Annotated in this window: 18 protein-coding genes and 2 pseudogenes; 14 read left to right on the top strand and 6 right to left on the bottom strand. The window is 63.1% G+C overall.

Translation table 11 applies throughout. The annotated features are described in order from the left end of the window. The first annotated feature begins 72 nt into the window (after positions 1–72). Positions 73–1,701 (top strand): NADP-dependent glyceraldehyde-3-phosphate dehydrogenase, encoded by a 1,629-nt coding sequence (locus tag DRB19_RS06260; protein WP_114185169.1) that lies wholly within the window; start codon positions 73–75, stop codon positions 1,699–1,701. Positions 1,702–2,226: 525 nt separating this feature from the next. Here the strand turns inward: DRB19_RS06260 and DRB19_RS06250 are convergent. Together DRB19_RS06250 and DRB19_RS06245 are read right to left on the bottom strand one after the other, a co-directional pair. Next, positions 2,227–2,430 (bottom strand): hypothetical protein, encoded by a 204-nt coding sequence (locus DRB19_RS06250; protein WP_114185167.1) that lies wholly within the window; start codon positions 2,428–2,430, stop codon positions 2,227–2,229. A gap of 187 nt (positions 2,431–2,617) precedes the next feature. Continuing rightward, the gene (locus DRB19_RS06245; RefSeq protein WP_114185166.1) at positions 2,618–3,352 is read right to left on the bottom strand and encodes a helix-turn-helix transcriptional regulator; all 735 of its coding nucleotides are present in this window, start codon (positions 3,350–3,352) and stop codon (positions 2,618–2,620) included. A 1,135-nt stretch (positions 3,353–4,487) separates the two neighbouring features. On the opposite strand from DRB19_RS06245, the gene DRB19_RS30720 reads away from it, so the two are divergent. Together DRB19_RS30720 and DRB19_RS06230 are read left to right on the top strand one after the other, a co-directional pair. Further along, positions 4,488–6,386, top strand: coding sequence for an amidohydrolase family protein (locus DRB19_RS30720; protein WP_210207443.1), 1,899 nt, complete (start codon positions 4,488–4,490; stop codon positions 6,384–6,386). 67 nt (positions 6,387–6,453) lie between these two features. After that, a pseudogene (locus DRB19_RS06230) lies at positions 6,454–8,379 on the top strand (FAD-binding oxidoreductase); the annotation flags it as partial. Here the strand turns inward: DRB19_RS06230 and DRB19_RS06225 are convergent. Next, positions 8,351–9,295, bottom strand: a pseudogene (locus tag DRB19_RS06225) (acetyl-CoA C-acyltransferase); the annotation flags it as partial. The pseudogenes DRB19_RS06230 and DRB19_RS06225 overlap by 29 nt on opposite strands. Positions 9,296–9,373: 78 nt before the next feature. Here DRB19_RS06225 and DRB19_RS06220 point away from each other — a divergent pair. After that, positions 9,374–9,970 (top strand): TetR/AcrR family transcriptional regulator, encoded by a 597-nt coding sequence (locus tag DRB19_RS06220; RefSeq protein ID WP_114185217.1) that lies wholly within the window; start codon positions 9,374–9,376, stop codon positions 9,968–9,970. Between the two features lie 49 nt (positions 9,971–10,019). Further along, the gene (gene fabF, locus DRB19_RS06215; protein ID WP_114185164.1) at positions 10,020–11,285 is read left to right on the top strand and encodes a beta-ketoacyl-ACP synthase II; all 1,266 of its coding nucleotides are present in this window, start codon (positions 10,020–10,022) and stop codon (positions 11,283–11,285) included. A gap of 370 nt (positions 11,286–11,655) precedes the next feature. On the opposite strand, the gene pdhA is transcribed toward fabF, so the two are convergent. Beyond that, the gene (gene pdhA / locus DRB19_RS06210) at positions 11,656–12,654 is read right to left on the bottom strand and encodes a pyruvate dehydrogenase (acetyl-transferring) E1 component subunit alpha (protein WP_114185163.1); all 999 of its coding nucleotides are present in this window, start codon (positions 12,652–12,654) and stop codon (positions 11,656–11,658) included. A gap of 48 nt (positions 12,655–12,702) precedes the next feature. After that, positions 12,703–13,998: an NADH-quinone oxidoreductase subunit NuoF gene (gene nuoF / locus DRB19_RS06205; protein WP_114185162.1), complete on the bottom strand. Its 1,296-nt coding sequence runs from the start codon at positions 13,996–13,998 to the stop codon at positions 12,703–12,705. Between the two features lie 298 nt (positions 13,999–14,296). Between nuoF and DRB19_RS06200 the strand changes: the two genes are divergently transcribed. The 7 genes from DRB19_RS06200 to DRB19_RS06170 all read left to right on the top strand — a co-directional run bounded on the left by DRB19_RS06200 (position 14,297) and on the right by DRB19_RS06170 (position 24,044). Continuing rightward, positions 14,297–15,475 (top strand): efflux RND transporter periplasmic adaptor subunit, encoded by a 1,179-nt coding sequence (locus tag DRB19_RS06200; RefSeq protein ID WP_114185161.1) that lies wholly within the window; start codon positions 14,297–14,299, stop codon positions 15,473–15,475. An 82-nt stretch (positions 15,476–15,557) separates the two neighbouring features. Continuing rightward, complete coding sequence (locus DRB19_RS06195) at positions 15,558–18,743, top strand: efflux RND transporter permease subunit (RefSeq protein WP_114185160.1); 3,186 nt, start codon at positions 15,558–15,560, stop codon at positions 18,741–18,743. Between the two features lie 13 nt (positions 18,744–18,756). Beyond that, complete coding sequence (locus DRB19_RS06190) at positions 18,757–20,052, top strand: epoxide hydrolase family protein (protein WP_114185159.1); 1,296 nt, start codon at positions 18,757–18,759, stop codon at positions 20,050–20,052. 184 nt (positions 20,053–20,236) lie between these two features. Continuing rightward, positions 20,237–21,511 carry an epoxide hydrolase family protein gene (locus tag DRB19_RS06185; protein WP_373867340.1) on the top strand — a complete coding sequence of 425 codons (1,275 nt, stop codon included), beginning with the start codon at positions 20,237–20,239 and terminating at the stop codon, positions 21,509–21,511. 138 nt (positions 21,512–21,649) lie between these two features. Further along, positions 21,650–22,330, top strand: a complete 681-nt coding sequence (gene wrbA, locus DRB19_RS06180; RefSeq protein ID WP_114185158.1) for an NAD(P)H:quinone oxidoreductase — start codon at positions 21,650–21,652, stop codon at positions 22,328–22,330. Positions 22,331–22,538: 208 nt separating this feature from the next. After that, positions 22,539–23,615, top strand: a complete 1,077-nt coding sequence (locus DRB19_RS06175) for an alkene reductase (RefSeq protein ID WP_114185157.1) — start codon at positions 22,539–22,541, stop codon at positions 23,613–23,615. A 39-nt stretch (positions 23,616–23,654) separates the two neighbouring features. Next, the gene (locus DRB19_RS06170) at positions 23,655–24,044 is read left to right on the top strand and encodes a RidA family protein (protein ID WP_114185156.1); all 390 of its coding nucleotides are present in this window, start codon (positions 23,655–23,657) and stop codon (positions 24,042–24,044) included. Positions 24,045–24,134: 90 nt separating this feature from the next. Here DRB19_RS06170 and DRB19_RS06165 read toward each other — a convergent pair whose 3' ends face one another. After that, positions 24,135–24,989: an SDR family NAD(P)-dependent oxidoreductase gene (locus tag DRB19_RS06165; protein WP_308494261.1), complete on the bottom strand. Its 855-nt coding sequence runs from the start codon at positions 24,987–24,989 to the stop codon at positions 24,135–24,137. Positions 24,990–25,331: 342 nt separating this feature from the next. Here DRB19_RS06165 and DRB19_RS06160 point away from each other — a divergent pair, with 342 nt between their 5' ends. After that, on the top strand, positions 25,332–25,745 hold the full coding sequence (locus DRB19_RS06160) for a cupin domain-containing protein (protein WP_210207445.1): 414 nt from the start codon (positions 25,332–25,334) through the stop codon (positions 25,743–25,745). Between the two features lie 10 nt (positions 25,746–25,755). Continuing rightward, positions 25,756–26,220 carry a carboxymuconolactone decarboxylase family protein gene (locus DRB19_RS06155; protein ID WP_114185153.1) on the top strand — a complete coding sequence of 155 codons (465 nt, stop codon included), beginning with the start codon at positions 25,756–25,758 and terminating at the stop codon, positions 26,218–26,220. Positions 26,221–26,238 lie beyond the last annotated feature (18 nt).

Below are 26,238 nucleotides of genomic sequence, written 5' to 3'. Positions count from 1 at the left end.
GACCGGATGACGTACCATCAACACCGATGCCTGCTGACAGGATCCATTGACGGGCAGCACGGGAGGCAGTACATGGCCAACTCCGATGCGCTGAGGCAGCTCTTCCCCAAGGACGGCGAGCTCCCGGCTGACCACCGCCCTCCCCCGCCCCTTCACCAGCGCGCTTATTTGGTCAACGGCGAACTCAAGGCTTGGGACGGACCCGTCGACTCCGTGCGGTCGCCAGTCTGCGTCCGCACGGCGGATGGCCGTCTTGAGCAGATCGAGCTCGGGAGTGTGCCCTCTGGCGCAGAACAGGAGGCGGAAGAAGCCCTTGAGGCCGCCGTGGCTGCCTACGATGACGGTCGCGGCCTGTGGCCGACCATGACGGTGGCCGAGCGGATTGGCTGCCTGCAGGACTTCACAAACCAGATGATCAGCCGGCGGCAGGAGGTTGTCGATCTGATTGTGTGGGAGATCGGCAAGCCGAAAGCGGATTCCGAGAAGGAGTTCGACCGGACCGTCGATTACATCCGAGCGACGATCACCGCCCTGAAGGATCTCGACAACAGCAACTCCCGGTTCACCATCGTCGAAGGCACCATTGGCCAGATCCGGCGCACCCCGCTCGGGGTCGTCCTGTGCATGGGGCCGTACAACTATCCCCTCAATGAGACCTTCGCCACGCTGATCCCGGCCCTCCTCATGGGCAACACCGTGGTGTTCAAGCCGCCGCGGTTCGGTGCACTGTTGTTCTACCCGCTGATTGAGGCCTTCCAAAGCGCCTTCCCCAAAGGCGTGGTCAACATGGTGTACGGACGCGGCTCGGTGGTTGTGCCCCGTCTGCTCGACACCGGCAAAGTCAACGTGCTGGCCCTGATCGGCTCGAGCAAGGTCGCAGATCATCTCAAGAAGCTGCACCCGAAGGTGAACCGCCTGCGGGCCATTCTCGGCCTCGACGCCAAGAACGCTGCCATCATCCTGCCGGACGCCGACGTCGAGCTCGCGGTCAAGGAGTGCCTGATCGGAACCCTGACCTTCAACGGCCAACGCTGCACGGCGCTGAAGATGCTGATCGTCCACCGGTCCATCGTCGAGCCGTTCCTACGCCGGTTCAGCGAGGAGGTGGGCAAACTCAAGGTCGGCATGCCGTGGGAGAAAGGCGTCAACATCACGCCCCTGCCTGAGGCGGGCAAGACCAACCACATGACAGCTCTGGTGGAGGACGCCAAGGCCAAAGGGGCTCGGGTTGTGAACAAGGATGGTGGCAGTGTCGCCGGCACCCTGTTCTATCCGGCGGTGGTCTATCCTATCGAGGAAGGCATGAAGCTCTATCGCGAGGAGCAGTTTGGGCCTGTCGTGCCGGTGATGCCATTTGAGGAGCTTGAGATGGCGCTTGAGTACGTCACCACGTCCGAGCATGGCCAGCAGGTGAGCATCTTCAGCTCCAATCCGGATCAGGTCGGCCGGCTTGTCGATCCGCTCGTCAATCAAGTGTGCCGGGTCAACATCAACTGCCAGTGCCAACGCGGCCCCGACGTCTTTCCCTTCACCGGGCGCAAGGACTCGGCCGAGGGCACGCTGTCGGTGACGGATGCGTTACGCTCGTTTTCGATCCGCTCGATGATAGCGACCAAGGAAACGCCCGCCAACAAGGACCTGCTGGATGCGATCATCACCGAGCAGACGTCCAACTTCATCAACACGCGGTTCATCTTCTGACAAATGGGTCTGACCTCATGTTGAAGTTTGCTTTGACGTCTCTCCTGCTTCTGATGGGGAACGAGGCGTGGTCCCAGGTCAGACCTGTGAGCACCACCCTGACCTGCTCTCGCGCCGCCAGCCTTGTGGCCTCGCAAGGGGCAATTGTCCTTGGCACAGGAGTTTACACTTATGATCGATACGTCAATGGTCCGAACTTCTGCGCACGAGGTGAAACCGCCGAAGCTGCGTGGGTTCCGACAGTCGACAATCCCCAGTGCTTTGTCGGTTATCAGTGCCGCCAAGGGTTTCAGCGCCAAGGTAGCCGTTGATCATCCGGCTGTGGCGAGACACGGCTCACGTTCAGACCTCATGCGGACACTGACTAGAACGTTGAGAGCACATAATCCGGATGTCTCCAGTATATTAGGGCTGTTCCGGCGCGGTTTTCGGGGCTGAGCGAGAGGCCGAAAACTAGCTTGCTTCGGCGTTGCACCGAGCCACGACTCCGGAGTTCTGTAACTTTCGGTAAGCGACCAGAATGAGCTACTGTTCATCCTGGTAGCCGATTTCCGCCATCAGCCTGTCGGCCGCCTTCAGGAAGGGACGGAGGGTCTTCAAGGCCTTGAAGTCCTCCTCTATGAGCTGACCTTTTAGGACGACCGTGTAAGCCGCAATTCTCCGCAGCAAGGCATCAACCATTTCCTCCCGGGTCAACTCGTTCCCGTCAGGACCTTTCACCTTGGGCATCGGAATGTCCGTTCGACGTACCGTTGAGATCACCTGTCAAATAGCCGAGCATGGAGCTCAGGCTGGGGCTCCTGGTTGCAATCCTGCACGTTGGGAGCTCCCGCCCGGTGCCGCCCTGCTGCCGTGTCAGCCGGGCGTGATTATCATCTTACCTGAGGGAGGCCGGTATCCCAAGATCTTAGGAGGCTCAGTAGAGTTGCAGTTCCCCGGTCTGCAGGGCCACCACCACGGCGTGCGTGGTGTTGGCGGCGTTGAGCTTGCGCCGGGTGTTATCCAGGTGGGTGATAACCGTGGCCTCGGAGATGCCAAGCAAAGCGGATGTTTCCCAGGCGCTCTTGCCGGCAGCCGCCCAGGTCAGAACTTCGCGCTCGCGCGGAGTCAGCCTAGTTCTCGCATGGGGCTCTTCGCTATGGAGGATCCGGAGCCTTCCGTAAACCGTGAGAGCGAGAAGGTGAGCGGCCGCCAACTCCCTGGGACTGGCGTCGATTTTGCGGTCATGGGCGAAACTGAAGGCCGACTGCCACCCTGTCGCGCCGTGAATCGGCACGCAGAAGCCATCCCTGAGGCCGAACTCGGCGGCCTCTCCCAGCATCGGCCTGGAAAGGCTCTCGTCCCTCTGGTTGGGCGCATCACCCCACAGGAACGGAGAGCTCGTCGCAAGGACGTTTTGTCCGACAGGATCAACCTCGAAGTAGTTCTGTGATGAGTAGCGCTCCATCCAGCCGCCGGGCCAGGAGTCGAGAAGAACAAGGGGCTCCAGAGGTCGGTTCAGGAGCGGGAGCCCGGTGAGGATGAACGAAGAGAAGCCGAGGTCTGCCACGATCGGTCTGATCGCATGCATGCATTCCTCAAAGCTGGTCAGGGTCTCGCAGACCTCGACAAACTCGAAGACTTGATCGATAGAGCCGCAGTTTGGGGCCATTCTGAGCTCTTGAGATTACCCCCATCATAGTCCTATTTCATAGCTTAAATTCCTAGTTGTCAAATACGGGGCGAACCGCCCTCGAGCCAAAAGCCAAGGGCACACCTGGGCGCGGGGTGTATTGATATCCTCCGAGCACCTTGAGCGCACGGAACCTACCAAGGTGCCCCTTCCAAATCGGCGGCACTGAAACCGCTTCTCGCAACCGAATGCCAAATCGGCCTTTGAGCCCGGGGCGAAGTCTCCGCCCGCGATTTTGGCTGAGGATCTTTATCTAGGCTTGTCCAAGTGACGGGAAGCATCTTGCCTACCGCGACGACTCAAAGCATCACGCTCTCATGAGCGTCGAGCGGGCATACCGGCTCTTCTGGCGATCGGTGATCTGGCAGGGGCTACGCGTCTGGTGACGAACGGGGCTGAGGACAAGCATCCCTGCTATGATCATTGGTGGAACGCTGGCGGACCTGGGTTGGATCGGGAGAGGTTCCGGTCCTCCTTGCGCTTCTGATCGTGCTTGCCGCAGCGTGGCTCCCTGCTCTTGGGAGGTCGCATGTTTTTGGGAGGGTTCGTTGCCTTAACCGGCCCTGAAACTATGGCGAGACACCTGGCACCTCCCCCGCGTGTCTCTGTTGTCGACGAACTTGAGACGTGAGCGTCACATAAGAACCTGAGTCGTTATCCAACCAGAACGAGAGCGACAAAAGACCGAATAAACCGTGGGCTCGCATCACCGGAGCAACTTCCGGAAGAAGTGCGGGTGCCCGTCCAATCTGCTGCAGGGCCAGGATTGAGGCGGTAGCCCTTCAGGAACACGCGTGCGCACATCTTGGTTTGCGTAGCATGCCGGCCGAGTCACGAGGATCCTTGAGCAGAATCCGTCTTTGGTCGCATCGCTGATATAGGCGCTGTCGATCCCGTGATAGGGCCTGTCGCCCCTGGGGAAGGTCTCGTGTCACTTCGCTCGCAGCAGCAGCGACCCTGAGCCTTTAAGTTTCAGGAGGCGCAGCTCGTTGGCGGCACCCGACCAGCACTCCGGCGGACCTGTAAATGGCGATTATTTGATATGATCCGTCGAACCGTCGGGAGGCGAACGGGGCCGGGGTCGATATCTTCGTGTCGTTCTACTGAGCGACCGATGATGCTGCTGACAATGCCACGGATTGATGCCCATGTGCACTTCGACACAGCCAGAGATCTGGCCCGAGTCGCGGGCGGGCTCCCGTACGCACTGCCTGCTCCGCATCCTCTCAGCGCTTATCTTAACGCCCTGATCGATGCCGGGGTGACCCCTACCCTGCTCAACAATGTTCACCTGAGCATCCTGCCCGACTCCCAGAACGTATTCGCGTCTTTTGCCGAGCTGGCAGGCTTGCAGGAACGCGACCCGTTCCGCTACGGGAGTGTCCGGCTGGTCGGAACGATCCTAGCCGATCCCCTCTATGCCAACGCCGAACGCTTGGCGCATCCGCAGATTCAGGGGATTCGCATCGTGCTTCACGACGCCGGTCCCGAGGCGGTCGGCGACGATGCCTTTACCGGTGCGGACTGGCAGCAGCTTTTCACGCGGCTGCGGCCTGACCAGCATGTGCATGTGTATGCGCAGGAGGCCGCGGTCAACCTCAAGGTGTTGCGGCAACTGCCCGAACGGGTTCCCGTCCTGATCGATCACCTTGGCACGTGCCGTCCCGAGCGCGGCGTTGACGAACCTGCCTTCGCCGCCTTGCTCCGCGAAGCCAGAGAACGTGGAAACGTGTACTTCAAGGGACCCGGATACCGTACGGCGATCGACGCGGCGGCCGCATTGCCCTTCGCCGTGCGGATCGCCGAGCGGGTGGGCGCCCACAGGCTGCTGCTGGAGGCCAGCGACGCCCCCCCATGTCGGCGGCGACCGCGAGGGCCGGGCCTACGCCGATCACTTCACCCCTCTGGCCGCGTTCGACTTCGCCGCGCGGCTTGCCCGCGCCACCGCCGCACAGACAGGCACCACAGCCGATGCCCTGCTTCGCGGCGCATCCGCCGAGATCTTTCCGACCTCCTCTTGAAAGGGAAATCCATGACGAACTTGATTGAAGAAGAAATCATCTTCCCCGCGCCCTATCACGATGGCACCCATCAGCTGCGTGGGCGGGTCTTCCTCCCGGTGAGCCTGAGCGTCGAGCAGGAAAAGCTGCCTCCGGTCGTCTTCAACTCGGGCTTTACCGGCGGCGCCAGCATGTACGGCCAGTTGATGGGCAAGGCCCTCGCCGAGCGCGGCTACCGTGTGATGACCTATGATGTTGCCGGTTTCTTCAAAAACAAGGACGTACGCAACACCGTCAGACGCGGCGACCTCACGGTGACGAACGTCAGCCTTGAGGACCAGAAGGACGAGGTGCTCGCTGCGATCTCCTGGACCAAGGAACGCTTTGGTCGCATGCCGGTCGTTGCCTCGTGGGCAATGGGCTCGGTCGCCAGCCTGGCCGCTGTCGCCGAGCTGGCCCGCGCGGGCGGCGATCAGGTGCCGTACTACGTGCCGATGAGCTACACCCGCATGAGCGCGTTGCAGAACCTTCGCGCCGACAAGGAAGCCGCACATGCGGCGTTGATGGGTCTCTCCGACGACGAACCGGTGCCACCGTTCGACACGGGGACCGAGGCGACGAAGCTAGGTTACTATCCCCTCGATCCGGCGACGCAAGCCTACGTCGATGAGCAGCTCGGCAGCTATACGGATGCCGACGGTGTCGAGCGCTGGCCGGGGTGCAGCGCCGTGACCGCGAAGTCGTACAAGGAGTGCCTGGCGTTCGATCCGGAGGCTCAGCTCGCCGGCGCATCCGGCCGCTTCCCGCCGGCGCTGATCATCCATGGGGCGGAGAACACCCTGCACATGCCCGAGGAATCGGTGCGGCTGCACCAGGTCTATCCCGGGCAGAAAACCAAGGCTCCGCTGCTGATCGCCGGTATGGAGCATGGCCAGCAGTTGAGCGCCGAGAACGTTGTCTTCCGCTACATGATCGAGAACATCGACTGCGGAATTCGCGGGAATACTATGTGACCCGTTCCGCTTCTTGAACCTGTGCGGCCCTGGCAGAGCAGGGTCGCGCCCGGCCTCCGTGAACATCATGATCCCGAGCCTCCCGTCCGCATCTATCACGCTTTGGCTTTACCAGGCCTTCTGTGCCGAACTGCGGGCGCACGGCTTTGTGGGCGATCTGTCGGTGGCGGCCGGCGACAGGACGGTCATGGCGACCGACAACTCGATTTATCAGCTGACGCCGCAGGCGATCGCCTTCCCGCGCAACCGCGATGACCTTGTCCGGATTGCGAGGCTGCTCGCGGAGGATCGGTTCTCGGCCGTTCGGGTGGCGCCGCGCGGCGGCGGGACCGGCACCAACGGCCAATCGCTGACGGATGGGCTCGTCGTCGATCTGTCGCGTCACATGAACCGAATCCTCGCGATAGACCCCGTGCGCCGGACTGTGCGGGTGGAGGCGGGCGTTGTGAAGGACCAGCTCAACGCGGCCTTACAGCCGCACGGGCTGTTCTTCGCGCCCGAGCTGTCGACCTCGAACCGTGCCACGATCGGCGGCTTGATCTCGACCGATGCCTGCGGGCAGGGATCCTGCCTCTACGGCAAGACCCGCGATCACGTCCTGGAACTGACCACCGTCCTGTCCGATGGGACGGTCTGGCACTCGGTGCCCCTGGACGAGGAGGCGCTCGCGGCTGCCAAGGCCCGCCCGGACCGGGCCGGTGCCATCCACCGCACCGTCGACGATCTCGAGCGCGAGAACGCGGCGCTCATCGCCGAGCGCTTCCCCAAGCTCAATCGCTGCCTCACCGGCTACGATCTTGCACATATCCGGCGCCCGGACGGCCGCTTCGACCTCAATGCCATCCTGTGCGGATCGGAAGGGACGCTCGGCTTCCTGGTGGAAGCCACGCTCAACGTCCTGCCGCTGCCAAGCCACGCCGGGCTGGTGAACCTGCGCTACGGCAGCTTCGATGCCGCGCTCCGGGACGCCCAGGCGCTCGTCGCCTTCGGGGCGGCCTCTATTGAAACTGTCGATTCAAAAGTGTTGGCGCTCGCCCAGGGTGACCCAATCTGGACGGGCGTTTCGGCGTTCTTCCCCGAGGATGCCGGCGAACCGGCGCGTGGGGTCAACCTCATCGAGTTCGTCGGGCACAGCGCCGAGGATGTGGAGGAGGCACTAGCCCGACTGACGGCCGCGCTCGATACTGCCGGCCCTGTTGCGGGACGGCGCGGCTACACGATCGCCCGCGGCACCACCGATGTCGCCCGTATCTGGGACATGCGGAAGAAGGCCGTCGGGCTCCTTGGCAACATGAAGGGCGACAAGCGGCCGGTTCCGTTCGTGGAGGACACGGCCGTGCCGCCGGAGAACCTGGCCGACTTCATCGCCGAGTTCAGGGCGGCGCTCGACCGACGCGGGCTCGATTACGGGATGTTCGGGCACGTGGATGCCGGCGTGCTCCATGTCCGTCCGGCCATCGACATGAAGGTGCCGGGCGCCGAGGCGCTGATCCGCGATGTCACGGAAGAGGTCGTGGCGCTGACGCAGCGCTACGGTGGGCTCCTCTGGGGCGAGCATGGCAAGGGCCTGCGCTCCGAGTTCTCGCCCCGCTTCTTCGGTCTGCTCTACCCGGTCCTTCAGGCCGTGAAGGCGGCCTTCGATCCCTGCAACCAGTTCAACCCGGGCAAGATCGCGGTCCCGCACAGGGGGACGCTCCTGAAAGTCGACGGCGTGCCGACCAAGGGCCAGCACGACCGCACCATCCCGGCCGCCGTGCGGGCCGGCTACGACGAGGCGCTGCACTGCAACGGCAACGGCGCCTGCTTCAACTGGGACCCGGACGACGCCATGTGCCCCTCCTGGAAGGGCACACGCGAGCGCCGGCATTCCCCGAAGGGTCGCGCCCAGCTCATGCGTGAGTGGCTGCGGCGGCTCGCGGCAAAGGGCATCGACCCGCTGGCCGAAGCACATCGGCTGCGGACCCCAGATTCACGTCCCCGATGCCCCAGCCGGTCTTGTCAAGGACCTTGCGAATGGCCGGGATCGGCGCCGTGGTGAACCAGGCAGGATCCTGGGAATGGGTTGCGTGCGCCCTGATCTGAGCAAGAACTGGTAGACCGTCGCGTTCGGCCAAGGAGCGCCGCATCAGTACGAGCGCCGCTGCACCATCGGCATTCGCGGATGAACTCGCCGCAGTAATGGTCCCGTGGGGGCGGAAGGCGGGCTTCAGCGCGGGGATCTTCTCCGGCGAGACCCTGAGCGGGTTCTCGTCCGAGGCGATGACCGTGTCGCCCGCTTTGCTCTGGATCACCACAGGTGCGATCTCGGCGGCGAAAGCGCCCTCTTCCACTGCGGTACGGGCGCGGGTCAGAGTCTCAATCGCATAGCCATCCTGGTCCGCTCGGCTGAACTGGTAGGCCTGAGCGGTCGCCTCTCCGAAGTCACCCATGGGGCGGCCGCCCTCGTAGGCGTCTTCCAGACCGTCCATCATCATGTGGTCGATCAATCGGTCATGACCGACCCGGTAGCCGCCACGGGCCTTGGCCAGGAGATACGGAGCGTTTGACATCGACTCCATGCCACCGGAGACCACGATTTCGGCTGAGCCGGCCAGGATAATGTCGTGAGCGAGCATGGTCGCTTTCATCCCGGACCCGCACACCTTGTTGACCGTCGTTGCGCCCGTACCATCGGGCAGACCGGCCCCACGGGCCGCCTGGCGAGCCGGGGCCTGCCCCTGACCAGCAGGCAACACGCAGCCCATCAGGATCTCGTCCACTCTCTCGCCCGCGAGCCCGGCCCGGTCGAGGGCAGCCCGGATAACGTGGCTGCCAAGAGCAGGAGCGCTGAGTCCGGAGAGGCTGCCCTGGAACCGCCCCAGCGGGCTTCGCACAGCGGAAACAATGACAACGGGATCGGGTGACGACATTGAGCACTCCTTCACATGATGCTTGACATACGATATGACGATCATCATGTAAATAGCGTCTGGATGGGAGGCATGAGCATGCGCTACGAGAAAGGCCACAAGGAGCAGACGCGGAAACGTGTCGTCGAGGTCGCCGCGGCTCGGTTCCGGGCGAAGGGCATTGAGGGTACCGGCGTGGCCGGCCTCATGGCAGACGCGGGGCTCACCCACGGCGGCTTCTACGCACACTTCAAGTCGAAGGACGACCTCGTCCGCGAGGCTCTGGCCACCTCCCATGCCCGCAATCGCGAGAAATGGATCGCTGCGATCGAGGCTGCGCGAGACCGACACGAGGACGGGCTTGAAGCGTTAGTGCGATCGTACCTGCAGACGGCACACCGGGACCGGCCGCAGGCAGGCTGCTCCGTGGCGGCGCTAGCGCCGGAGGTCGCCCGCAATGATCCTAAGACCCGGGACATCATGGCCCGGGCCGCGGACGAGATGGCTGTGATCATCGCGTCCGAGTTGCCGTCAGCATTCCCCGAGGAACAGGCACGGGAAACTGCCTATGCGATCTTCGCCCTGATGATCGGAACGCTGCAGCTGGCACGGGTCACAACAGACCGGGCGCTCTCTGAGGCGATCCTCAAATCGGGACAAGACGCAGCCCTTCGGCTGGCTCGGCAGGAGTTCTGACAAATCGGCTCGGACGCAAGCGTCTGCAGAAAACAAGGGAGGATACAGCATGCGACGGATCGTTGTGACCGGCATGGGGGTGGTTTCGCCGCTCGGGTGCGGGGTCGAGACCAGCTGGGCACGGCTCCTCGAGAGGAAATCCGGGATCCGTCTGCTCCCGGCCGGATTGGTCGATGACCTCCCGGCCAAGATCGGCGGCCTCGTTCCCGATTATACCGAAGACGCGGGGGCAGGCTTCAATCCGGATGCGATTGTTTCGCCAAAGGACCAGCGCAAGATGGATCGGTTCATCCTGTTCGCTCTCGCGGCCGCACAGGAGGCGATTGCTATGGCAGGATGGCGCCCGACAACAGCCGAAGAACGGGATCGGACCGCAACGGTGATCGCCTCGGGCATTGGAGGATTCCCAGCCATTGCAGATGCTGTACGAACTACCGACACCCGTGGTGTCCGCAGGCTTTCGCCGTTCACTGTTCCGTCCTTCCTCGCCAACCTCGCGGCGGGCCATATCACCATCACGCATGGGTTCAACGGTCCGATCGGCACCCCTGTCACAGCCTGCGCAGCCAGCGTGCAGGCCTTAGGGGACGCAGCGCGAATGGTCTGGATGGATGAGGCGGATATCGCCATCTGCGGCGGGGCGGAGGCGTGCATCGACAAGGTCAGCCTTGGCGGCTTCGCGGCGGCACGGGCGCTCTCGACCGGCTTCAACGACGCGCCGGAAAAGGCCTCCCGCCCGTTCGATATGGAGCGTGACGGCTTCGTCATGGGTGAGGGAGCCGGCATTCTGGTGATCGAGGCTCTTGACCATGCCCTCGCCCGCGGCGCCACACCGATTGCCGAGCTCGTCGGGTACGGCACGACGGCCGATGCCTATCACATGACGGCTGGTCCCGAGGATGGCAGCGGCGCTGCACGGGCCATGAGCCTCGCCCTCAAGCGTGCAGGGCTGCAAGCTACGGATGTCCAGCATCTGAACGCTCATTCGACCTCGACGCCGGTTGGTGACAGAGGAGAGATTGCCGCCATCAGGTCCGTCTTCGGTCGGGACGGCGGGATCGCCGTGAGCGCCACGAAGTCGGCGACGGGTCACCTGCTCGGTGCGGCGGGCGGGCTGGAAGCGATTTTCACGGTGCTGGCCTTGCGCGATCAGATCGCGCCCGCAACGCTCAATTTGGACAATCCCGATCCCACTGCGGAGGGGATCAACCTCGTGCGCGGCTCGGCCCGTCGCATGGAGATCGAACATGCGATCTCGAACGGGTTCGGGTTCGGTGGCGTCAACGCGAGCGTCATCTTCCGTCGCTGGAACTGACCTCGGTCAATTGGGTCGCATTCTAGAGCATCGGACGAGAAGTCGGATCCGATGAAGTCTGCATCTCAGCCATCCTGGAGCCATGCCGAAGCCGCCGGTGGCGCGTCCACTTAACGGTCCGATGCTCTAGCGCATCGTGCGGAAAAGTGGATTCGGTCTTCCGCTATCGACGATGCTCTAGGACAATCCCATCCGTTCTTCGAACGTTTCGCCTGCACCGGCCGGGAGCATACCGTGGAGGTTGGAAATTCGGCCAGTCGGACGCTTTGAAGATCTCCGCTGGGAATGGAAGCCCGGTCAGGGTCGGATGGCGTGCTCATGCCCGACATCCTGGCCCAAGCCTGCGCTGCTACCAATCTGACAGGGCCTCTCAGGGTGTCTGGAGCAGGATGTCCGTGTAGAGTTCGGACGCGTCGGGCTCCGGATCGTGCGTGGCGAACTCGGCCGCCTCGTTGACGATCTCGCGCACGCGGCTGTCGATCGTCTTGAGCTCGTCTTCCGACAGCTTCCAGCGCTCCAGCAGACGGCGGCGGGATTGCTCGATGGGGTCACGCTCCTCCCGCACCTGGTCCACTTCCTCCCTCGTGCGGTACTTGGCTGGATCCGACATCGAGTGGCCGCGATAGCGGTAGGATAGCATCTCAAGGATGTAGGGGCCCTGGCCGGAGCGGGCATGCTCGATCGCCTTCTGGCCGGCGGCGTAGACCGCACGGACATCCATGCCGTCCACCTTCTCGCCCGGAATGCCGAAGGACACGCCGCGTTTCGAGAAGTCGGTCTGGGCCGAGGAACGGCTCATCTCCGTGCCCATGGCGTAGCGGTTGTTCTCGATTACGTAGACCACCGGCAGCTTCCAGACCGCTGCCATGTTGAAGCTCTCAGAAACCTGACCCTGGTTGGCCGCACCCTCGCCAAAGTAGGTCAGGCAGACATTGCCATTCTCGCGGTAGTAGTTCGCGAACGCGATGCCGGTGCCAAGCGACACCTGCGAGCCGACAATACCGTGGCCGCCATAAAAATGCTTCTCCTTCGAGAACATGTGCATGGAGCCGCCTTTGCCTTTTGACAGACCGCCGCGGCGGCCCGTGAGTTCGGCCATCACGCCCTTCGGATCCATGCCGCAGGCCAGCATGTGACCGTGATCACGATAGCCGGTGATCATCTGGTCACCGTCTTTGGTCGCCATTCCCATGCCGACGACGATGGCTTCCTGACCGATATAGAGGTGGCAGAAGCCGCGGATGAGACCCATGCCGTACATCTGGCCAGTCTTCTCCTCGAAGCGTCGGATCAGCAGCATCTCGCGGTACGCGTGCGCCTCCTGATCCTTAGTAAATTTCTGCTGATCCTTATTGGATTTAGGTGCCATGGTGCTCTCCCGACGCCTGGTGTCAGTCCAGTGTGCTTCACCCACGTGTCACTCCGCTGCGAGAGCTGGCTGGTGCTCATGTTGGTACGGGGCGATCCGCTCCAGCAGCATCGGGCGGAAGTGGCGGATCAGTCCCTGCACGGGCCAGGCGGCGGCATCGCCGAACGCACAGATCGTATGGCCTTCCATCTGCTGCGTGACCTGCTCCACCAGGTCGATCTCATGCGGATCGGCGCGGCCTTCGACCATCCGGTACATCACCCGCATCACCCACCCGGTCCCCTCGCGGCAGGGGGTGCACTGGCCGCAGCTTTCGTGCTTGAAGAACGCGCTCAGGCGAGCAATGGCCGCAATCAGGTCCGTCGACTGATCCATCACTACGATCGCAGCGGTGCCGAGCCCGCTTTTGAGGTCGCGCAGGCTGTCGAAGTCCATCAACAAGGTATCACAGAGATGCTTCGGCACCAGCGGCATGGATCCACCGCCTGGGATGACCGCCAGAAGGTTATCCCACCCTCCCCGCACGCCGCCTGCATGGGTGTCGATCAATTCACGCAGCGGGATGCTCATGGCTTCCTCGACATTGCACGGCCTGTTCACATGGCCGGAGATCGAATAGATCTTGGTGCCGGAGTTGTTCGGTCGGCCAAAGCCCGCAAACCAGGTCGCCCCACGCCGCAAAATCGTCGGCACGACGGCAATGGTCTCGACGTTGTTCACCGTGGTCGGGCAGCCGTACAGGCCGATCGCCGCCGGGAACGGCGGCTTCATCCGGGGCATCGCCTTCTTGCCTTCGAGGCTCTCAAGGAGGGCTGTCTCTTCCCCAGCGATGTAGGCGCCGGCCCCACGATGAAGGTAAAGATCAAAGTCCCACCCGGAGCCACAGGCATCGCGGCCGATCAAGCCAGCACCGTAGGCCTCGTCAATGGCCTGCTGCAGATGAGCGGCTTCCTGGATAAACTCGCCGCGGATGTAGATGTAGCAAGCATGGGCACCGATGGCGAACGACGTGAGCAGGCAGCCTTCCACCAGTTTGTGAGGATCATTGCGCAGAATTTCACGGTCCTTGCAGGTTCCCGGCTCGGACTCGTCGGCATTGACCACAAGGTAGCTGGGCAGAGGGCCGGATCCCTTGGGCATGAACGACCATTTCAGTCCCGTGGCAAATCCCGCGCCGCCCCGCCCGCGGAGCCCCGATGCCTTGGTTTCATTGATGATCCAGTCCCGTCCCCGCGCCAGCAGCTCGGAGGTCCCGTCCCAGTCTCCACGCATGCGGGCGCCGGCAAGCCGCCAGTCGTGGAAGCCATAGAGGTTCGTGAAGATCCGGTCCCTGTCGTTGAGCATGATCAGTTCTCCTCGTGTCGTCCGAAGTCACCATGAGAACGGAGCAGGCGTTTCCACTCCCTACCACAATCAGGGTCGGGGTTCATGCCGGGCGCTCCGGATTGCCGCAATTTCCGATAACTCGGCGCAATTCTTGAACTGTCGTTGCTCCTCGCGGGCGGTAAAATACTTCAAGATTGCGTAATGTTTCCTGCACCAAAGACGTAGGTGGGATGCCGACGCATCTCTTGCCGAGGCATGCCCCCTGCGTGATGGCGCAGACACCGGAAGCTCCCATCTGGTGGAGGCAATAGAGCCCATGACGATCTCCCAGACACCAGGGCATGTTCATCAGAGAGGATGCCTGCCGTGGCAGCGGCTGGGCCACGCTCGCGCATGCCACGCCCCAGCGGCACTCCGGTCCCGGTGGGTGCTTATCGCGCTTGGCTTATGGCTTGCGGCAGGAGGTCTGGCCTTTGCCCAAGGCGGCCCGGCTCCGCCGCCCCCCGTAACGGTCGCCAAGCCTGTGGTGAAGGACATTATCGAGCAGACCGACTTCATCGGCCGCTTCGAGGCGGTCGATCAGGTCGACATCCGCGCCCGGGTCTCAGGTTATCTCGACAAGGTTCATTTTAAGGACGGATCCCTCGTCAGGGCAGGAAATCTTCTCTTCACCATCGATCCACGTCCGTACCGAAATTCGCTTGAGCAGGCGAAAGCGGCCGTCACGTCTTCGCAGGTCCGCTTGGAATTTGCCCAGAGCGATCTGGCTCGGGCCGAGCAGCTGCGGATGACCGGCAACATCCCCGACCAGATCTTCGATCAGCGCCGGCAGGCCTTCCTGACCGGCAAGGCTGATCTCGACCGAGCCCAGGCGGCCCTACGCCAAGCCGAGCTCGACGTCGGGTTTACGGAAATCAAGGCGCCTCTGACCGGCCGGATCTCGCGCAAGCTCGTGTCCGAGGGTAACCTGGTCAACGCCAACGAGACTGTCCTGACGAATATCGTCTCGCTCCACCCGATTCAGTTCTACTTCGATGTCGACGAGCGTTCCTACTTGGCCTTCTCGCGTCAGACCCAGGGAGGGACGCGAACATCCGCAAACGGATCGGCGAACGAGGCTCTGCTCACGCTGACGGACGAGCGCCTGGGGCAGCGCAAGGGACAGCTCGATTTCGTTGACAACCGGTTGGATGAGGCCAGTGGCACGATCCGGGTGCGTGCGGTCTTCGACAACAAGGATATGTTGCTGACGCCCGGCTTGTTCGGCCGCGTGACGATCGGGGCTTCCGATCCCTATAAAGGCATCCTCCTGCCCGATGAAGCCATCGGCAGCGATCAGGACCGGCGTGTGGTCTATGCGGTCGATGAGAAGAATGTCGTCCATCTCAAGCCCGTGCGCATCGGTCCGCGGATCGACGGCTACAGAGTCATCCGCGATGGGTTGACCGGGAACGAGACCGTGGTCGTGAACGGTCTTGTCCGGGTTCGGCACTGAGCGCCGATCACGCCGCAGATGACGACGCTGCCGCTAACCCGAGAGCGAAACGGCACCTGACCTCGCTCATGAGGACGCCTCCATGCGAATGGCTCACTTTTTCGTCGATCGTCCCATCTTCGCCACCGTCCTGTCGGCGATTTTCCTTATCGTCGGTGGCATCGCCTACACGACCTTGCCGGTGGCGCAGTATCCGGAGGTAGCGCCGCCTACCGTGGTCGTCCGGGCGAGCTATCCGGGCGCCGATGCACAGACGGTGGCAGCCACGGTGGCGACACCGTTGGAGCAGCAAATCAATGGCGTCGAGGACATGCTGTACATGTCCTCTTACTCCACCAGCGACGGCGCCATGGCGCTGACGATCACGTTCAGGCTGGGCGCCGATCTTGATAAGGCGCAGGTGCTCGTCCAAAATCGGGTGGCCATCGCAACGCCGCGGCTGCCGGAGGAGGTGCGGCGTCTGGGGGTCACAACTCTCAAGAGCTCGCCTGACCTGATGATGGTTGTGCACATGCTCTCGCCGGACGGATCCTACGACCAGCTCTATATCTCGAACTATGCCCGCAACTACGTCCGCGACATCCTGTTGCGTCTCCAGGGCGTGGGTGACCTTACCATCTTCGGCGAGCGGCAATACTCCATCCGCATCTGGCTCGATCCGGAGAAACTCGCCTCCTACGGTATGACCTCGGGTGACGTGGTCCGCGCCATCCAGGAGCAGAACGTTCAGGTCTCCGGTGGCGCCTTGGGGCAAGAGCCGACCCCCACGGATGCTGCCTTCCAGCTCACGGTCACCACCCAAGGCCGTTTCGAGGATCCGCGCCAGTTCCGGTCGATCATCGTCCAGGCCACCCGCCAGGGGCACCTTGTGCGGCTGCAGGACATCGCCCGCATCGAACTCGGCGCCCAGGATTACGTGACGAATTCCTACCTGAATGGAAAGCCGGCTGTGGCCCTCGCGATCTTCCAGCGGCCCGGCACTAACGCATTGGCTAGTTCGGAGCAGATCATCCAGAGCATGGAGGAGCTCAAAGCCAATTTCCCGCCAGGGATCGCGTACCAGATCGTCTACAATCCCACCGAGTTCATCGCCGAGAGCATCAGCGAGGTCTACAAGACCCTGTTCGAGGCCACGGCCCTTGTCGTGCTCGTTGTCATCGTCTTCCTGCAGAGCTGGCGCTCAGCGATCATCCCCATCGTGGCCATCCCGATCTCGCTGATCGGCACGTTCGCCTTCATGGCGGCCCTTGGGTTCTCGATCAACACCCTCACCCTCTTTGGCATGGTTCTGGCCATCGGCATCGTGGTCGATGACGCGATCGTGGTGGTCGAGAATGTGGAGCGCAACATCGCGCTCGGCATGACGCCACGGGATGCAGCCCATGTCACCATGGACGAGGTGGGCACGGCTGTCGTGGCCATCGCGCTGGTTCTCGCCGCCGTCTTCGTGCCGACAGCCTTCATTCCCGGCATCACCGGCCAGTTTTACCGGCAGTTCGCGTTGACCATTGCGGTGTCCACGCTGATCTCGGCCTTCAATTCCCTGACCCTGTCGCCAGCTCTCGCCGCACGGCTCTTGAAGCCGCACAGCCACGAGCACTCCAGGAATCCGATTGCCCGGGTTGGGCGAACACTGGCAACCGGCTTTAACCGGGGCTTCGATGCGACCTCCAACGGCTATGCCAGAGCGGTTGGGGCGGTCGTACGGCATAAGCTGATCGTGCTGTCAATTTATGTCGGCCTGCTCGCTGGGACCGTGTGGATCGCCGATCACGTGCCACGCGGCTTCATCCCGACGCTCGATCAGGGCTATGCGATCGTCGTCATCAAGCTGCCGGATGGCTCCTCCCTGTCCCGCACCGACGCGGTCGTGCAAAGGGCCTCCAAGATCATTCAGGAGACGCCGGGTGTTCGGAACGCGGTAGCCTTTCCAGGGTTCTCGGGCGCCACCTTCACCAATGCGACCAACGCTGCGGCGATCTTTGCCGGGTTCAAGCCGTTCGAGGAGCGCATCAAGACTGGCGATTCCGGGCCCAAGATCATCGCCGATCTCTTCGCCCGCATGCAGCCGATCGAGGAGGCGTTCATCATCGCCATCCCGCCACCTCCCGTGCGCGGCCTCGGCAATTCCGGCGGGTTCAAGGTGCAGCTGCAGAACAGGACCGGCGATGACGTGCGTGGCATTCTTGCTGTTGCCTACCAGCTGACAACACAGGCTCGGCAGAATCCCAATCTGTCGGGGGTCTTCACGACGTTCTCGGCCAACTCACCCCAGGTCTACTTGGAGATCGACCGCCAGAAGGCCAGCATCCTCAACGTGCCGATCCCGAACATCTTCGAGACGCTGCGGATCAATCTCGGCACTGCCTATGTCAACGACTTCAACGCCTTCGGGCGCGTCTATCAGGTGCGGGCCCAGGCCGACCAGCGCTTCCGGATCGATCAGGAGGATATCAACCGGCTGCGGGTTCGCTCGTCCACCGGCGCCCTCGTGCCTATGGGCACCCTCGTGGAGATGCGGGAGATGTCCGGCCCCGACCTGGTCCAGCGCTACAACATGTTCACTTCGGTCGCGCTGCAGGGCAATGCGGCTCCGGGCGTGTCCTCAGCCGATGCGCTCAATACCATGGAGGCTTTGGTTCGGGAGAACCTCTCGCCCGGGATGGGCTTCGAGTGGACGGAGCTGGCTTTCCAGGAGCGGCAGACCGGCAACACGGCGGTGTTCATCTTTGCCTTGTCCGTGCTCTTCGTGTTCCTCGTGCTCGCGGCTCAGTATGAAAGCTGGTCGCTGCCGATCGCCATCATCCTGATCGTCCCCATGGCGGTGCTCTCCGCACTCGTCGGCGTGCTGCTGAGGGGGCAGGACAACAATATCCTGACCCAGATCGGCCTTGTGGTTCTGGTCGGGTTGGCCGCCAAGAACGCGATCCTGATCGTTGAATTCGCGAAACAGGCGGAAGTCGACGGTATGACTCCGGTGGAGGCGGTCATCGAGGCGTGCCGGCTGCGCCTGCGCCCGATCCTGATGACAGCCTTTGCCTTCATCCTCGGCGTGTTGCCGCTGGCGATCGCCACCGGTCCCGGGGCCGAGATGCGGCAGGCCCTGGGTACGGCGGTGTTCGCCGGCATGCTCGGCGTGACCGTGTTCGGCTTGTTCCTGACACCTGTCTTCTACGTGACGGCGAGGCTCGTGGTCCTATGGATGGGCAGGAAGCGCCGCTCCAGACCTGTCCGGTCTGCGGTTCCTGGTTCAACTCCGGCCGAATAAAGGGAAAAGATCAATGCGAGAACTATCATCACTTCCGAATCGGCGCCAACTTCTTGCCGCCACAGCTGCCGCGGGTGCGTTGAGTTTGCTTCCCGCGGGCTTGGCTAATGCGGCCGAAGGCGATGCGATCCGCCCTTTTACCTTCCACGCATCCCAAACCGCGATCGATGAGCTCCGTCGGCGCATTGCCGCCACGCGCTGGCCCGAAAAGGAGACCGTCGCAGATTCGTCGCAGGGTGTGCCACTCGCCACGATGCAGGAACTCGCACGCTATTGGGCGACCGATTACGATTGGCATAAGGCGGAAGCGAAACTCAACGCGTTACCGCAATTCATCACCGTGCTTGATGGGCTGGACATTCACTTCATCCACGTCCGGTCGAAGCATCCGAACGCACTTCCGCTGGTCATCACACATGGCTGGCCGGGCTCGATCCTCGAGCAGATCAAGCTCATCGGCCCGCTCACCGATCCGACTGCGCACGGCGGGAAGGCTGAAGATGCGTTCGATGTCGTCATCCCGTCGATGCCGGGCTACGGGTTCTCCGGCAAGCCGACGAGCCCCGGCTGGGGCCCCGAACGCATGGCCCGCGCTTGGCCAGAACTGATGAAGCGCCTCGGCTACACCCGCTACGTCGCCCAGGGCGGCGATTGGGGTGCGTTCGTTGTCGATCAGATGGGTTTGCAGGCACCGGCAGGACTGCTCGCCATCCACACCAACATGCCGGCTACTGTTCCAACTGACGTCGACAAGGCCCTCCTGGCTGGCAGCCCGGCGCCATCGGGCCTCTCCGCTGAGGAACAGCGTGCTTATGAGCAATTGGTTCGAACCTTCAAGCAGGTCGACTACGCCCGGCTGATGGCATCGCGGCCGCAAACCTTGTACGGCATTGCAGACTCTCCTGTCGGCCTCGCCGCCTGGCTTCTCGACCACAACGACGCGGATGGCCAGCCGGCGGCGGCGGTCGCTACGGCTCTGAACCGGACTGCAAGCGCCACGGGTGAACTGACGCGGGATGAGATCCTCGACAACATCACGCTCTACTGGCTGACGAACACAGGTGTCTCAGCATCGCGTCTCTACTGGGAATACAAAGGTGGCTTCTTCAACGCCAAGGGCGTCAAGATACCGGTTGCGGTAACGGTCTTCCCTGGCGAGCAATACGAGGCGCCGCGGAGTTGGACCGAACGGGCCTACCCTAAGCTCATCCACTATAACCGGGTCGAAAAGGGCGGCCACTTCGCCGCCTGGGAGCAGCCGATGATCTTCGTTCAGGAACTGCGGGCGGCCTTCCGGTCGCTCCGGTGAGCAAGGGGACGCGGGCGGTTCCCGTCTTTCTGCCGTCCGCGTCCTCACCTCCTCGAGGTTCTCAGGTATGTCAGCAGCATTCTGCCCCCCTCTTCAGACATGGAGAATGATCATGTCCGGACTCGACTCGAAGATCGGCAGGCGCCATCGCCATGCACCCGCCGCATTGGCCGGAGCGGTCGCAATGGTCCTTTCCACGGCCGCGGCCCGTGCTGAAACGATGTCCCCCGCACCAACTGGCATCGGGACCGTCGCTCAGGCATCCGTGAGTTCGAACCTCGGCGACACGTCGATCCGCCCGTTCCGGATCCAAGTGTCCGACGAGGCTCTCGCGGACCTCCGCCGGCGGCTCGCCACGACAAAGTGGCCTCAACGGGAAACGGTCACGGACGCATCGCAAGGGGTGCAGCTCGCGACGATGCAGAAACTCGCGCGCTATTGGCACACTGAATACGACTGGCGCAAGGTCGAAGCGAGGCTGAACGCCTTGCCGCAATTCACGACTAGCATCGATGGAATCGATATTCATTTCATACACGTTCGTTCGAAACACCCGAACGCGTTGCCGGTGATCATCACGCATGGGTGGCCCGGCTCAATCATTGAGCAGTTGAAGATCATTGATCCACTCGCGGATCCGACCGCGCATGGAGGCCAGGCGGAGGACGCTTTCGATGTCGTAATCCCGTCGCTGCCGGGCTACGGGTTATCAGGGCAACCGACCACCACAGGCTGGGACCCACAGCACATCGCCCGCGCCTGGGTCGAGCTCATGAGGCGCCTCGGATACACGCGATTTGTGGCGCAAGGCGGCGATTGGGGCGATGCCGTCTCGGAGCAGATGGCCTTGCAGGCTCCTCCGGAATTGCTCGGTGTTCATACCAACATGCCAGCCACTGTTCCGGATGACATTGCCAAGGCCCTCCAGTTCGGCGAGCCGGCACCGTCGGGGCTCTCGGTGGATGAGAAGAAGGCCTACGACCAGCTTGATTATTTCTACAAGCATGGCCTGGCCTACGCCCAGGAGATGAGCAATCGTCCCCAGACGCTGTACGGGATCGAGGACTCTCCCATTGGTCTCGCCGCGTGGATGCTCGATCACGACATCCGCAGTTACGAGCTAATCGCCCGCGTCTTTGACGGTCAATCCGAAGGGCTGACCCGGGATGACATCCTCGACAATGTCACGCTCTACTGGTTGACGAACACGGCGGTCTCTTCGGCTCGTCTGTATTGGGAGAATAAGCTCGCCTTCTTCGCCCCGAAGGGCATCACTATCCCGGTGGCCGTGAGCGTCTTTCCCGATGAGATCTACGCCGCCCCGCGGAGTTGGGCCGAGAAGGCGTTTCCCAAACTGATTCACTACAACAAACTCGACAAAGGCGGCCACTTCGCCGCCTGGGAGCAGCCGATGACCTTCGTTCAGGAACTGCAGGTGGCCTTCCGGTCGCTCCGCTAAGCGAGGGAACGCGGACGAATTCCCTCCCGGCTCGCGGCCGTCCGCGTCATCGAACTTTGGATGTTACAGGTGTGTCGAATGCGTTCCGTCCTCGCTTCATGGACCAGGAAACAAACCGGTCAGATAAGGAAGTCTCCCATGGCCAAGATACTGGTTGTTTACTACTCCTCCTACGGACATATCGAGCAGATGGCCCAAGCCGTTGCGGAGGGCGTCCGCTCCGTTGCCGGAACGGACGTCGTCATCAAACGGGTTGCGGAGCTGGTTCCCGAGGACGTCGCCCGCAAGTCCGGCATAAAGCTCGATCAGGAGGCGCCGATCGCCAGCCCCAACGAGCTTGGGGACTATGACGCTGTCATCTTCGGCACGCCGACCCGCTATGGCGGCATGGCGGCGCAGATGCGCAACTTCCTCGACCAGACCGGCGGGCTCTGGGTGAAGGGCGCTCTGGTCGGCAAGGTCGGCAGCGTCTTCGCCTCCACGGGTACCCAGCACGGCGGGCAGGAAACCACCATCACGTCGTTCCACACCACGCTCCTACACCACGGCATGATCATCGTCGGCCTGCCCTACTCCTTTGCCGGCCAGACCAGGATGGACGAGATCACCGGCGGCTCCCCGTATGGCGCTACCACGATCGCCGGCGGCGACGGCTCCCGCCAGCCGAGCCAGAACGAGCTCGACGGCGCCCGCTTCCAGGGCCGGCATGTGGCCGAGATCGCAGGACGGCTGGAGCACGGTGCCGGGGAGCGTGGGCCTGTTCCGCTCGAGATGCAGAACTCAACCGAGACGACCGGCGGCACCGCTGGGCAGCCGTGACGACGACACTCTGCACGGGGTGGGCGCTGGGTCCGGCAGCGCCGAGCCGGCCGACGGTACAGTCTATTCGCTCGTTCTTAGGCCTGTTTTGTGGTCCAGCCCAGCGGCATGATTGCCTCATTCCCGGATCCCACGATGAGGACCGGACCATGAGGATGATCAAGCCCACGAGCGTCATCGGCCCCGCCGGTACGCAAGGAGACGATTCATGACAAGCATCTGGGACCCGATCCGCATCGGCAACATGACGCTCAAGCACCGCTTCGCGATGGCGCCTATGACCCGCAGCCGCGCCAGGCCGGATGGCACGCCAGGCGACCTCGCGGCCGAGTACTATGCCCAGCGCGCCGCCTTCGGCCTGCTGATCGCCGAAGCCACGCAGCCGTCGGATGATGGGCAGGGCTATCTGACCACGCCCGGCATCTACACCGACGCGCATGTCGCCGGCTGGCGCCGCGTCACCGAGGCGGTGCACGCCAAGGGCGGCCACCTCTTCATTCAGCTAATGCACACCGGCCGGATGTCGCATCCCGACAACACGCCACATCACCGCCAGCCGGTCGCCCCCTCGGCGGTCGCGTCGGGACAGAAGATGTTCACGGCAGCCGGCATGCTCGACATGCCCGAACCGCGAGCGCTCTCCACGGAGGAGATCGCCGCGACGGTGCGCGACTTCGCCCATGCCGCAAGGCAGGCGATCGCCGCGGGCGCGGACGGCGTCGAAATCCACGGCGCCAACGGCTACCTGGTTCAGCAGTTCTTTGCCCCCAATGCCAATGTCAGAACGGATCACTACGGTGGCGGGATCGAAAACCGGGCGCGTTTCGCGATCGAGGTGGCGCGAGCGGTAGCGGAAGCGATCGGGCCGGAGCGCACCGGCATTCGTCTCTCGCCGGGATCGATGTTTGGCGGAATCGACGAAGGGCCGGACAGCGCCGCTCTCTACCGCTATCTGGTGCCAGCCTTGGCCGAGCTAAACCTCGCCTACCTCCATGTCGCCCATAGCGGGGACGAGGACCTGCTCGCCGAGATCCGGCGGCTCTGGCCGAACCCTTTGCTGGTCACGCGGGACAATCGCCCGCTCGCGAAGGCAGCGGACGATGTCGAGGCCGGACGTGCCGACGTCGCGGCGGTGGCACGCTGGGCATTGGCCAATCCGGATTTCATCGAGCGGTACCGGCTCGGTGTGCCGTTGAACGAGCCCGATCCGACGACGTTCTATGGCGGCGACGCCCGCGGCTATACCGACTATCCAACCCTCGACAAAACAGCCGCCGCGGCCTGAGCCGTGCCACGGCAGAATGCCATGAGAGGAGTGAAGACGATGGCCAAGCGTGATGCCATTTTCCCTGCCGGCGGGCAGGCGCTGTACGACATGAACCGCTATTCTGCAGCGATCCGCTCGGGCGACCTGCTGTTCGTCTCGGGCCAGGCCGGCAGCCGCGAGGACGGGTCGCCCGAGCCGGATTTCGAACGCCAGGTCCAACTTGCTTTCGACAATCTGAACGTGGTCCTGGCGGCAGCCGGCTGCACGTTCGACGATGTGGTGGACGTCACCACCTACCAGGCAAAGCAGTTCGAAATGGTCAAGGCCGTTCGCGCCAAGGTGATCGGCGATGCGCCCTATCCGAACTGGACCGCGGTCGGCGCCACTTGGCTCGCGGGCTTCGATTTCGAGATCGAGGTCATCGCACGCATTCCCGAGGCTGGCTGAAGTTCGGGATAAACAAGGCCAAGCTTGCACGGGTTAGACAAGGTGGACTGAACCTTCGTTTTCGCTAGCCTGCCGGATTCTTCAAAATGATCAGAATTTCTCGACCGCAGGCCGGACGTCGAGCTCCAGAGTCCAGACGGTGCGCGGCTGGCGGTGAAGGTGCAGATAAGTCTCCGCAAGCCCGTCGGGGTCAAGCATCGTGTTTGGATCGCGGTCCGGCTGGCGTTCACGCGCGGTGGGCGTCGCGATCTGGCCGTCGATCACCACATGGCCAACATGGATGCCCTGCGCCCCCAGCTCTCGCGCCATGCTCTGGGCAAGCGCCCGGAGGCCGAATTTCGGGACTGCGAAAGCGGCAAAGCCCGCGCTGGCGCGCCGACTTGCGGTCGCGCCGGTGAAAAGGATCGTGCCCCGCCCTTCCGGCACCATGCGCCGGGCCGCCTGTTGGCCGACATGGAAGCCGCCCAAGCAGTCGGTGCGCCAGCACCGCTCGAAAACGGCGGGATCAATGTCGAGGATGCTGCCTGGCTCGAACGTGCTGGCGTTGAACACGACGAGATCCGGCGCGGCACCCACGGCGTCGAATACGGCGGTGACCTCGTCCCCCTTGGTCACGTCGCAGGCATGGGCGGTCACGCCCTGCAGCCCCGCCGCGTCGCGCAGGCCCTCCAGCTTCGCGACGTCACGTGCCGCCATGGCGACTGCCATGCCCTCGCCCGCGAGCCGTCGCACGAGCGCCAGACCCAGGCCTGACCCAACGCCGAAGACGATCGCCCGTTCGTTCCTGCCGCTGCCCATGGGAACCCCCCTCTCCAGCCTCCTGGTCGATGTCTTCCAAATTTCCCATTCAAGGCGGGAGAATATTGGGTTTGTTGTTTTCGGGTCAGAGATGATGTTCTTGACGATGCACTGCGTCAATGACCCAAGGCTTTGGCACCGTTCCACGGCAAGCGCTCTGTCATGGCTTCCGCTTGGGGCATCCCAAACAGCACGGCCACGGTTCGGGTTGTCGGGTTGCCGAACCCAGTGCCGACGGGAGTGGTGAACGCCTCCGCAACGTCCGGAGACTCATCACAATACCCAACCGGAGCTTTGCGAGAAAAGCTTCCGTCATTCCCTGCGGGAGGCATACCACATGTTCATTGTGATCCCTCCGCCGTGCCACCGATCCAGTTGTCGGCCGATGGTGCAGTCTTTTCGCTCGTTCTTGGGCCTGTTTTGCAACCCATGACGGCGGCAAGATCGCTGCATTCCTGATCCCAACCTGAGGACAAGACCATGAGAATGATCAAGCTAACCTGTGTCATCGGCGCAACCGGTATCGCAATTGCCCTCGCCAGTACGACCGTGTCCGCCCACGGGCCAGGCGAGACGGTAAATCCCGTCTTCGAGCGGGCCATCCCGAACATTCCGGGCAAGACCCTGACCGCCCTTGAGGTGACCTATGCTCCGGGCGGCAAGTCGCCGTCGCACTTCCATCCCAAGTCCGCTTTCATCTATGCGCATGTGCTCTCCGGCGCCATCCGCAGCCAGGTGGGTGATGAGCCCGCCAAGGTCTACCAGGCCGGCGAGGGCTGGTACGAGAATCCGGGCTCGCACCACAAGATCAGCGAGAACGCCAGCGCTACCGAACCGGCAAAGCTGCTCGCCGTCTTCGTTGGCGATCCCGGAGAAACCCTGGTCACACCAGAGCATAAGTAAGGAGCCGACCATGACCCAGCGCATGAACTACGCGGCCGCTGCCCCGGGCGGCATGAAGGCCCTCGGCTCCGTCTACAGCTATGTGGCCCAGAGCGGCTTGCCGGCCATCCTGATCGAGCTTGTCTACCTGCGGGTCTCGCAGATCAACGGCTGTGCCTATTGCATCGACATGCACAGCCGCGACCTGCTCAAGGCGGAGGTGCCGGTGGAGAAGCTTGTGCTCGTCTCGGCCTCTGACGAAGCCGGGTCCCTGTTCAGCGACCAGGAAAAGGCAGCGCTCAAGTGGGCCGAGGTGGTCACCCGGGTGAGCGACACGCATGTGCCCGAGGAGGCTTATGCCGCGGCCCGGGCCACATTCGGCGAAAAGCAGCTGGCCGACCTGACGATCGCCATCGGCCTGATGAACGCCTTCAACCGCCTGGCGATCAGCTTCCGTGTGCCACCCCTCGCCGCAACCACAGCTGCAGCCGCGTGAGCCCTGCAGGAACGCGCC

Source organism: Microvirga aerophila, from assembly GCF_003332305.1.
GTDB lineage: Bacteria > Pseudomonadota > Alphaproteobacteria > Rhizobiales > Beijerinckiaceae > Microvirga > Microvirga aerophila.
Note: the sequence above shows the minus strand (reverse complement) of the source record. Positions and strands in the feature narration are given on the sequence as shown.